We start from the raw sequence: 9562 nt of genomic DNA, 5'->3' as shown, positions 1-9562 counted from the left end.
AGATAGCCGTCCTGGAAGAAGGAATAGGCAAGGATCGTGACCAGCGGCGCGGCCAGCAAAAGAACGGCATAGAGGAAGGGCGGCGAGATCAACGCATAGCCCTGCGCGGACTCGCTGCGCAGCCAGCTCTCCCCTTTACCCGCCATCCATCTCTCCCGATTTGCACCCGTCTCGGGCGTCGTTGGATGTCACGAAAGCACAAGGGCGCGGGCGTGAAAAGAGGGCAAGCGCCCCTACTCGCGTAAGGGCAAGGCAGGTGCCGTAATTTTGTGCAGTACGCTTCGGCGGCGCTGTGTCAGGCTTCGGCCCTCAGACCGGCAGATCGTCGGGCATCCGCTCCAGCAGACCCGTCAGCGTGCGCAAAGCCGTGCGGAAGCGCTCCTCCGGCACCGAGCCCGCCATCGCGATGCGCACCGCGTTGGGCGCCTGCCCGTCCTGCACGACATATTCGTCGGCCGAGCGCAGCAGCACGCCTTCCATCTCGGCCATGCGCGCGAAGGTGGAGCCGCGCCAGCCCATCGGCAGTTTCAGCCAGAGGAAGCTCAGCCCCGGCAGCCAGTTGAAATCTTGACCCGCCAGCGATTGCACCGTCATCTGCAGCCGCCGCCCCATCTCCTCCTGCGCGGCGTAACGCAGGCGCATCGCCTCGCCGCTCTCGAACAGCAGCGCGACCATGTCGGTGATCGGACGCGCGAGACCGAAGAAGCTGTGCTGGGCGGCTAGCCGCCCCACCTCGCCCATGCCCTCGGGCGCGGCCACAATGCCGAAACGCATCCCGGCAGAGATCGTCTTCGACAGCGAGGTGACGTGCCAGCTGCGCTCCGGCGCGATGACGCGGAAGCTCGGCAAGCCCGTGACCGGCGCGGTGTAGCAATCGTCTTCGATGATCTGCAGATCGTGGCGGCGCGCGACCTCGGCCAGCGCTTCACGGCGCGCGGCATCCATCCGCCCCGCCGTGGGGTTCTGCGCATCGGGCGTGATGCAGACGATCTGGCCGCCATGTTTGCGACAGGCCGCGTCGAGCGCATCGGGGACCATCCCTTGCGCGTCGATCGCGACCGGATGCACCTCGGCGCGGTTCAGACGCGCCGCGTGCCGGAAGCCGGGATAGGCCAGCTCCTCGATATAGACGCCTGGGCGGTCGCCGCGCAGGCAGGTCTGCATCACGAGGTTGATCCCGTTCTGCCCGCCATGGGTCAGCACGAGGTCGTCGGCATTAAGCTCCGACGCGAGCGAGCAATCCTTCGGGAACCAGTCCATCACCGCCTCGCGGCAATAGGCGTCGCGGCGCAGGCCGGGATATTGCAGATAGGTCTTGCCGATGTCGCGGGCGGCTTCGGTCATCGCCCATTGTAGCGCTTTTGTCTGGCCGACATCGGGCAATTGTGGCGATCTGAGATTGACCAGATCGTCCGGGGTGGCGTCGATATCCTCTCCGGTATGGCGATAAAGGGGTTCACGTGGGCCGAGTCGCTGGGTTTGTGTCGATACAAAGGTGCCGCGCCCCACCTTGGCCTCCAGCAACCCTTCCTGCGTGGCGATCTGATACCCCCGCGCCACGGTGCCCGGCGTCACCCCCAAAGACCACGCCAAGTCCCTGACTGTAGGCAGTTTCGTTCCCGGCTTGAGATCACCGCGGCGGATGCCTTCGCGCAGCGCGCGCACCAGCGCGAGATATTTCGGGCCGGAGATATGGGCGAGTTCGGGAGACCAGCTTGTATCAGTCACAATATTTCTCTGGTTGCCTAAAAGGAGTCATTGTATCCCTTCTATAGCAACAAAGATCACATTGTATCAATACAGAAAGGCATCACAATGTTTACCCTGTCGCGGACCCGTCCCGTTCCCGCCCGTCATGGCCGTCTGAGCCTGATCGCGCGCGTTGCGCGCGTCCTCGAAGCGCGCCGTTCGCGGATGGCGCTGGGGAAACTCGATGACCATCTGCTCGAAGATATCGGAATCAGCCGGGAGATTGCCCGGCAAGAAGGGCGCCGCTTCCTGTGACGCGAACGATCCGGGCAATTCCCCTGACCGGAATCGTATTTTAGCCGGGCCTCGCGCCCGGCTCTTTTTTGCCGTTTAATGAAAGCTCAGTCGCTGGACTGCATCTCGGCCGGTGCGGCCCCCGCATCGCGCCGCGACAGATCGGGACGTAGCGACAGCAACTCCGCCCGCTGCGCCGCATCGAAACCTGCCAGCATGGCGGTTTCGGGGCGGAAACTCTCGACCCACAGCCCTTCGCAAAGCAGCATCTCCGGCGCGTCGAGCAGCAGCTGCAGATAGCGCACGCCGCCCTCCGCGTGATCGACCTCGACCCCGTCCAACCCGACAAGCTCCTGTGCCATCACGACATTTCCGCGCAATGGCGCGAGCAAGCGGTGATTGGGCGAGACGCGCAGATCCTGCGCCGGATGCCCCTCGCCAAGCGCGCCCGCGCGGATGCACACCGGGCGCAGCAGCGGATTGAGCGCGAGATCGGAGGCGGTGAAGACCCGCGACCCGATCCAGCGCAGCACCTGAACGCCGGAATCCCGGGTCACGAGCCGCGCGCCGGGGCGCAGATCGCCCGCAGCGACTCCACCGGCCTCGGTCGCTACGCTCGTCTCAGGTGTGACGCAGGGAATGGCCGCGCGGAACGCCGCGATGGGGCCGGAAAACACCGTCTCGCCCGCCGCGTCATAGCCGCTGATATGGCCGTCGGTCTCGTCATGGCTGTCGAATTCGAGACGCAGAGCCTCGGTGCGCGCCATCGCGGTGCAGCGCAGGCCCTGAGCCGGCGATTGCGCCAAAATCTCCGCGATATCCGTTGCGCGCATGCTCCGCGTCATCCGATCCTCCTGCCTCCCAACAGTCGAGATCCAGAATGACACGATAGCGACAAAACTCTAAGGCGAAAACGTGTTTCACCACTTCTACGTGTGGAGTAGCGGAAACGAAGTGTTCAAGTCGCGGAAACAACACAAAAAAAACGCCGCGCCCGGGGAAAGCCCGGACGCGGTCGCTATTTTCGCTTGGGCGCGGCCCCGATAGGGCGCGCGACCTAGCTCATCAGCAGCACGTTCGCTTCGTGCTTCTTCAGCGTCTTGCGCGCCGCATGATAGGCATCGCGGCCCTTTGCGGTCTGCAGATCGGGGAAGATCTCGAATATCTCCTGACGCTGCGAGTTGCCCATGCCGCCCAGTGTCTGATCGCCGGGCTGGAAGCTTTCGGTCCAGGAACCGTTGGCGAGCAGCACTTCGTGACGATCGAACATGAAGTGCAGGTAGCTGGTGCCCAGCGTCTCCACCGTGTCGACGCCCTGATTGGCGACGAGATGCTTGGCTGCGACGAGAACCTCATGCTCTTCGAAATAGAGTGCGGTCTTGTCGTTTGCGACGAGCATCCGGTGGTTCGGCGAGACCATCATGTCGCGCTCGGGCAGATCGTTGCCCAGCGAGCCTTTGCGGATCAGCACCGGCTTGAGATGCGGCGCGTGCTGCAGGCGCTCGCGGCTCATCTCGGCGCGGCCCGCCCAGCGAACCACCTGAATGCCGTTATCGCGGGTCAGAACCTTGTCGCCTTCGCGCAGCGTCTCAGCCGGAACTTCGCCGCGCGGCGTCGCGATCAGCGTGCCCGGCGTGAAGCAGGGAATGACATCCTCCATGTTGGAGAATTCGAGCGTGCCGGTGACATTGCCGCTGCCATCGAGGAAGTCGACCGTCCCGGCATAGGTACTGACACCCGAGACCGGGTCGTAATCGGTGACCGTCGAGTGGACGCGCAGCGGGCCTGCGCCCTGCAGGTCGAGCGTGTCGTAATCGTCGCCGCCCTCGCCACCGTCCAGCGTGTCGCCGATGCCGTCCTCGGACGAGCCGACGATGAACAGGTCGCGATCGTCGCCGCCATAGACGGTGTCGGCATCCGCGCCGCCATCGAGCGTATCGTTACCTTCGCCGCCGTCGAGGCTGTCCGACCCCGCGCCGCCTTCCAGCGTATCCTCGCCCTGCTGACCGTAGAGCACGTCGTCGCCCAGACCGCCCATGATGCTGTCATCGCCGGGCTCGCCCGGGTCGTCTTCCACCGGGCAGGTGTCATAGGTCATGTCGGTGATCGAGATCGCCTGATCCGTATCGCCACCGTTCGAGTAGGCGATGGTCAGCTTCGCGGTCGGATCGTTGATGGTGACCTTGACCGAACCGATCTTGTCGTCCTGATCGAGATAGCCGGTGTCCTGATCGCCACCGGTGATCGTATAGGTGCCGTCTCCGTTGTCGGTGACGGTCTGGTTGCCCTCGGGGTCGATCGTGATGTCGACGGGGTTACCATCGGCATCGACCGCGGAAAGCGTCACGATATCAACGTGATCGTCATAGCTGTCGGAACGGTCGAGATCGTTGATCCGGAAGCTCAGCCCCTGAACTTCACCGGTGTAGTCGCTGTTGTCCGACGAGAAGGTCAGAACGGTCGTCGAGGTCGGCGAGACGCCGTCCCCGCAATCGCCGCCCGCACCGTAGAGTTGCAGCGCCGAGCAGCTGTCGAAGTTCTCACCCGCTTCGGTATATTGCGCGGCGGTGGTCAGAGTCGCCTTCGCACCGTAATCCTGCGACTGGAAGTCGAAATGGACCTTGGTCTCGCCCAGATCGACGGTCTGGTCCTTGACCTCACCACAATCGGTCTGGAAATGGCTCCAGTCCACGGTCTCCGAAACCGGATCGCAGGCCGGGCCGCCCGCGGGATCGTTGTCGCCATAGATCGTGTCGTTGCCAGCATCGCCTTCGAGCGTGTCGTTGCCGCCCTCGCCGAAGATCAGGTCGTTGCCATTGCCACCCTCGACGGAGTCGTCGCCCTGACCGGCATAGACCGTGTCATTGCCGTCGCCCGCGATGATGTAGTCGTCATTCGGCGCGGCCCCCGGCAGGATCGCGTCGTTATTGTCGACCATGTCGCCTTCGGGATCGCCGGTATATTCGTCATCGATCAGATCGCCGCCGGAGGTGCCTTCGACGATGCCGTCGGGCGCGCTCACGTCGATAGTGACGGTCGCGGTGTCGTAGCCGCCCTGCCCGTCATAGATCTGGTAGGTGAAGCTGTCGGTGCCGGAATAGTTGGGATCGGGCGTGTAGGTGATCGTGCCATCGGCATTCACCGTGACCGAGCCATGCGCCGGATCGCTCGCCCAGGTCACCTTGAGCGGATCGCTGTCGGGATCGCTGTCATTCGAGAGCACGGCGATCGTCTGCGCGGTGTTGTACTTCACGTTCGCGCTGTCGTTGACAGCGTTCGGATCGGAGTTCTTGTCGCAATCATCGTCGTCGTGATGATAGTAATAATAAGTCATCCCCAACTCTCCTTTACCGTCCGCTTGGCTCCATGGCCCCGCGCCGTGTCTTCCCTTTGGCGCAAAGCGGCAGCGCCATGACGTGGCCGGACCCGAAGTCCGAACGTGAATGTCGAGAAGAATTGGCCAGCGTCAGCGCGCGCGGGCGCTGCCAGCAAAGTCGCCGCAGATCGCTCCGCGTCTCCTTTGCCCTAAAGGTCGAGGCCGTTATGGATCGGTCCCCTTGGCAGCGCCGGGCGAGCTCTCTTTCGACAACTCTTCTCTTCGGCCACCCCCATGGCCAAAAGCCCCCCAGCAGGGCTTGGCCTCAATTTGCCCTTCTGATCGCCACAAAGAAAAGGGGAATTTGCCGCTTTCTTGCCTCATTTCGGGGGATTGCTTGAAAAACAAGCACCAATAATCCGAATCGCGAAGTGCCTGTTTTCAAACGACGTTTCTATTTTGCAAAAGATCGACCTATCTTTTTGTCGGAAAACTTGCCAAAGTTTTGCCACATTTAAACTAAGGGTTGTGCGCCGATTGTGGGGCCTGTCTTAAAAGGCGAAAAACTGTCTTCAATTTAGCGACAATACCTTAATCGATTTGTTTCCCGGAGCGGCCTAAATCGCGACCATATTTCTGCCGCGAATATGTCCCAATTGTCCTCAACATTGCCGCAATCCGGCATCTGATGCCCGTTTGTTCTGAGAACGAAACGAGATTTCCCCGAATCATCTTTTGATAACCACGTATCACGATGCCGGGGTCTGCCCCAATTTCGCCCGATTTGGACAGAGCGGCCCCGGACACGGAAAACACCCGCGCAGGACACGGCAAAGCGCACCGGTCGGATCACCGTCGGCGCATGGATCGATCATTTTCGGAAGGTCTGGTGCCCGAGGTCGGATTCGAACCGACACGCATTGCTGCGGCGGATTTTGAATCCGCTGCGTCTACCATTCCGCCACTCGGGCCCAGTTCGAGTCCTCTAGCGCGCAGCCGCGCCCGAGGCAAGTACGCTTAGAGGTTACGCGTTGAAAACGTGTCGCATTGCTTGAGATCGCCGCTCTGATAGCCCCGCTCGAACCAGCGCTGCCGCTGGGCGGAACTGCCATGGGTGAAGCTGTCGGGCATCGGCACCCTGCCCGCCTCGCGCTGCAGCGTATCGTCGCCGATCTGCGCGGCGGCGTTCATCGCCTCGGAGATGTCACCCGGTTCTATCGCGCCAATCTGATCCTCGGCCCGGCGCGCCCAGATCCCCGAGAAGCAATCGGCCTGCAACTCGATCCGAACCGAGAGCGCGTTGGACTGAGCCTCGGAGCTTTGCGCGCGCACTTCATTAACCTTACTGAGAATCCCCAGCTCATCCTGCACGTGATGGGCCACCTCATGCGCGACCACATAAGCGGCGGCGAAATCGCCCCGCGCACCGAGCTGCTGGCTCAGCGTGTCGAAAAACGCCGTGTCGAGATAGACCTTCTGATCGCCCGGACAGTAGAACGGCCCCGTCGCGCCGCTCGCATTGCCACAGGGCGATTGCGTGATGCCACTATAGAGGACCAGCACCGCCGGATCGTATTGCCGCCCCAGATCGGATTGGAACACGCCCTGCCAGACCTCTTCGGTATCGGCCAGCGTCACCGAGACGAAATCGCCCATCGCCTTCTCGCGATCGCTCAGTTCGCCAGATTGCGTGACCACCTGCCCCGAGCCGCCCGACCCGCCGTCAAGCAGCGGCGTCAGATCGATCCCGAGGAAATAGGCCACCACGACGATCGCGACGACGCCCAGGCCACCGCCACCCAGACGGATCGCGCCGCCCCCTGCCCTGCGCTGGCCGCGCCGGTCCTCGATATTGCGGCTGCCGCGCCGCCCTCGCCATTGCATTCGCGAATGCCTCCCTCGCTTTTATGTGAAGTCTAGCGTGAGGCCGGGAAAAGCAAAGGTGCAACGCGCGTGACTTGACCTTGCGGCCCGCGCAGGAGATGAAGCGAACCGAGCAGCAAGGAAAAGGATGCCGCCATGATCCGCCGCATCTACGACTGGACGATGGCCCGCGCGAGCCACCCGCATGCGATGTGGTATCTCGCCGCTGTCGCCTTCATCGAAGCCTCGGTCTTCCCGATCCCGCCCGACGTGCTGATGATCCCGATGATCCTCGCGCGGCCCTGGGCGGCATGGCGCATCGCGTTGGTGGCGACCCTGTCGTCGGTCGCGGGCGGCTGTCTGGGCTATCTGATCGGCTATGGTTTCATGGATGCGATCGGCAAGCCGGTGCTGGATTTCTACGGCAAGGCCGACGACTTCAACTCGCTCGCCGCCCGGTTCAACGAAATGGGCGGATGGGCCGTGCTGATCGCGGGCGTCACGCCCTTCCCCTACAAGGTGATCACGATCTTCGCCGGCGCCACGAACCTGAGCCCGGTGCTCTTCCTCGGCGTCTCCTTTGTCGCCCGTGCGCTACGCTTCTTCGTGGTCGCGGGGCTCTTGTGGAAATTCGGCGAACCGATCAAAACCTTCATCGAGCGCTGGCTCGGTCCGCTCTTTACTATCTTCGTCATCCTGCTGATCGGCGGGTTCTATCTTCTGAAATATCTCTGAGGCCCCCGATGCAAGACCGCATGCAAACCCTGACCTCCTTCCGCAGCCTCGTGGGCTTCGCCGCCGCGGGCTCCGCCTTCGTGCTCGCCGGGGCCTTCGTCTTTCAGGCGTTCGGCTACGCGCCCTGCCATCTGTGCCTGCTGCAACGCTGGCCGCATCTGGCCGCCGCAATCATCGGGATCGTGATCCTCACCTTCCGCCTGCCCGGCTGGACTGCCCTTCTCGGGATGCTGGCCGCGCTGACCACCTCGGTCATCGGCTTCTATCACTCGGGCGTCGAGCGGAAGATCTTCGAGGGCCCCACCGACTGCACCTCGAGCGCCGTCGACACGACCGTCTCCGCCGCCGACCTGCTCAAGCAGATCAACGAGGCCCCGCTGGTGCGCTGCGACGAGATCCCGTGGGACATCTTCGGCATTACGATGGCGAACCTCAACGCGGTCGGCTCGCTCGTGCTGGCAGGCATCTGGCTCTGGGCCTTCCTGAAATCGCGCCGCGCCTGAGCGGGGGCAAAGCCCCTTGCTCCGCCCGGGAAACCGCGCCAAGAACCGCGCATGAGCGAATCCAGACCTGATATTCTGTGCATCGGTTCGGTCCTGTGGGACATCATCGGCCGCGCCTCGGTGCATATGCATGAAGGCTCCGACGTGCCGGGGCGGATCGAGCGGCTGCCCGGTGGGGTCGCGATGAATATCGCGATGACGTTGCGCCGCTATGGGCTGAAACCTGCGGTTCTGACCGCGCTGGGGCGCGACAGTCAGGGCAACGACCTGATCCAGTCCGCCGAGGTTCTGGGCGTCGATTGCAACTATCTGTATCGCTCCGACGATCTGCCGACCGACCGCTATATGGCGATCGAGGGCGCGAACGGGCTGATTGCGGCCATCGCGGATGCGCATTCGCTGGAGGCTGCGGGCGAGAAGATCCTCGCGCCGCTCGCGGATGGGCGGCTCGGCACGGAAAACGAGCCGTGGACCGGCGCCATCGCGCTCGACGGCAATCTCACCGAGGCGCTGCTCAGCCAGATCGCGCATTCGCCGCTTTTCGCCAAGGCCGATCTGCGCGTGGCCCCCGCCAGCCCCGGCAAGGCGGAACGGCTGACGCCGCTGCTGGCCCATCCCGCGGCGACGCTTTACGTCAATCTCGAAGAAGCGGGCATTCTGTGCCAAGGCCGCTTCGACAGCGCCCAGCATGCCGCCGAGACCCTGCTGGAGCGCGGAGCGCAACGCGTGCTGGTGACCGATGGCGGCAAGGCGGCCGCCGACGGCAGCGCTGTGGCAGGCAACGTGATTTCCTCCGCCCCGCCCCCTGTCCTCGTGACCCGCGTGACCGGCGCGGGCGATACTTTCATGGCCGCGCATCTCGTGGCCGAACAGCGCGGCGCGGACCGCAAGGAGGCGCTCGAGAGCGCCCTGACCGCCGCCGCGCGCTATGTTTCCGGAGAACTCGCCACATGAACGCCCCCCTCACCTTCGCCACCGAAGTCGCTGACGCGAAAGAACAAAACCGTCCGATCGTCGCACTGGAATCGACGATTATCACGCACGGGATGCCTTATCCGCAGAACCTCGAGACCGCGCAGGCGGTCGAGGCGGAGATCCGCAAGGCGGGCGCGGTGCCCGCGACGATCGCGGTGATGGGCGGCAATATCCATATCGGGCTGGA

9 protein-coding genes and 1 tRNA gene are annotated in these 9562 nt (G+C 63.6%); 5 read left to right on the top strand and 5 right to left on the bottom strand.

Annotation, left to right across the window (positions count from 1 at the left end):
- Window positions 1–309 precede the first annotated feature (309 nt).
- Window positions 310–1728, bottom strand: coding sequence for a PLP-dependent aminotransferase family protein (locus tag B3D39_RS14830; RefSeq protein ID WP_274963370.1), 1419 nt, complete (start codon window positions 1726–1728; stop codon window positions 310–312).
- Window positions 1729–1758: 30 nt separating this feature from the next.
- On the opposite strand from B3D39_RS14830, the gene B3D39_RS14825 reads away from it, so the two are divergent.
- Entirely contained in the window at window positions 1759–2004 is a 246-nt protein-coding gene (locus B3D39_RS14825; protein WP_253732491.1) for a DUF1127 domain-containing protein, read from the top strand.
- An 86-nt stretch (window positions 2005–2090) separates the two neighbouring features.
- On the opposite strand, the gene B3D39_RS14820 is transcribed toward B3D39_RS14825, so the two are convergent.
- The 4 genes from B3D39_RS14820 to B3D39_RS14805 all read right to left on the bottom strand — a co-directional run bounded on the left by B3D39_RS14820 (window position 2091) and on the right by B3D39_RS14805 (window position 7183).
- The gene (locus B3D39_RS14820; RefSeq protein ID WP_274963369.1) at window positions 2091–2828 is read right to left on the bottom strand and encodes a Hint domain-containing protein; all 738 of its coding nucleotides are present in this window, start codon (window positions 2826–2828) and stop codon (window positions 2091–2093) included.
- Window positions 2829–3040: 212 nt separating this feature from the next.
- Window positions 3041–5317, bottom strand: a complete 2277-nt coding sequence (locus B3D39_RS14815; RefSeq protein WP_274963368.1) for a Hint domain-containing protein — start codon at window positions 5315–5317, stop codon at window positions 3041–3043.
- Between the two features lie 869 nt (window positions 5318–6186).
- Window positions 6187–6270 (bottom strand) — tRNA-Leu (locus tag B3D39_RS14810).
- Window positions 6271–6316: 46 nt separating this feature from the next.
- The gene (locus B3D39_RS14805; RefSeq protein ID WP_083076888.1) at window positions 6317–7183 is read right to left on the bottom strand and encodes a KPN_02809 family neutral zinc metallopeptidase; all 867 of its coding nucleotides are present in this window, start codon (window positions 7181–7183) and stop codon (window positions 6317–6319) included.
- A gap of 135 nt (window positions 7184–7318) precedes the next feature.
- Here B3D39_RS14805 and B3D39_RS14800 point away from each other — a divergent pair, with 135 nt between their 5' ends.
- The 4 genes from B3D39_RS14800 to B3D39_RS14785 all read left to right on the top strand — a co-directional run.
- Window positions 7319–7897 (top strand): YqaA family protein, encoded by a 579-nt coding sequence (locus B3D39_RS14800; protein ID WP_078520707.1) that lies wholly within the window; start codon window positions 7319–7321, stop codon window positions 7895–7897.
- An 8-nt stretch (window positions 7898–7905) separates the two neighbouring features.
- Entirely contained in the window at window positions 7906–8400 is a 495-nt protein-coding gene (locus B3D39_RS14795) for a disulfide bond formation protein B (protein WP_232621596.1), read from the top strand.
- 51 nt (window positions 8401–8451) lie between these two features.
- Window positions 8452–9354, top strand: a complete 903-nt coding sequence (locus B3D39_RS14790; protein WP_274963367.1) for a PfkB family carbohydrate kinase — start codon at window positions 8452–8454, stop codon at window positions 9352–9354.
- On the top strand, window positions 9351–9562 hold a 212-nt coding region (locus B3D39_RS14785), incomplete at its 3' end, for a pseudouridine-5'-phosphate glycosidase (RefSeq protein WP_286789840.1). The genes B3D39_RS14790 and B3D39_RS14785, both read left to right, overlap by 4 nt.

The organism is Thioclava sp. UBA3469, assembly GCF_002378135.1.
Lineage (GTDB): Bacteria > Pseudomonadota > Alphaproteobacteria > Rhodobacterales > Rhodobacteraceae > Thioclava > Thioclava sediminum.
Note: the sequence above shows the minus strand (reverse complement) of the source record. Positions and strands in the feature narration are given on the sequence as shown.

Bases quoted from the DNA above. Each gene is read 5' to 3' on its own strand.
- B3D39_RS14795 (WP_232621596.1), top strand. From the start codon at position 7,906: ATGCAAGACCGCATGCAAACCCTGACCTCCTTCCGCAGCCTCGTGGGC.
- B3D39_RS14800 (WP_078520707.1), top strand. From the start codon at position 7,319: ATGATCCGCCGCATCTACGACTGGACGATGGCCCGCGCGAGCCACCCG.
- B3D39_RS14790 (WP_274963367.1), top strand. From the start codon at position 8,452: ATGAGCGAATCCAGACCTGATATTCTGTGCATCGGTTCGGTCCTGTGG.
- B3D39_RS14820 (WP_274963369.1), bottom strand. From the start codon at position 2,828: ATGACGCGGAGCATGCGCGCAACGGATATCGCGGAGATTTTGGCGCAA.
- B3D39_RS14815 (WP_274963368.1), bottom strand. From the start codon at position 5,317: ATGACTTATTATTACTATCATCACGACGACGATGATTGCGACAAGAAC.
- B3D39_RS14805 (WP_083076888.1), bottom strand. From the start codon at position 7,183: ATGCAATGGCGAGGGCGGCGCGGCAGCCGCAATATCGAGGACCGGCGC.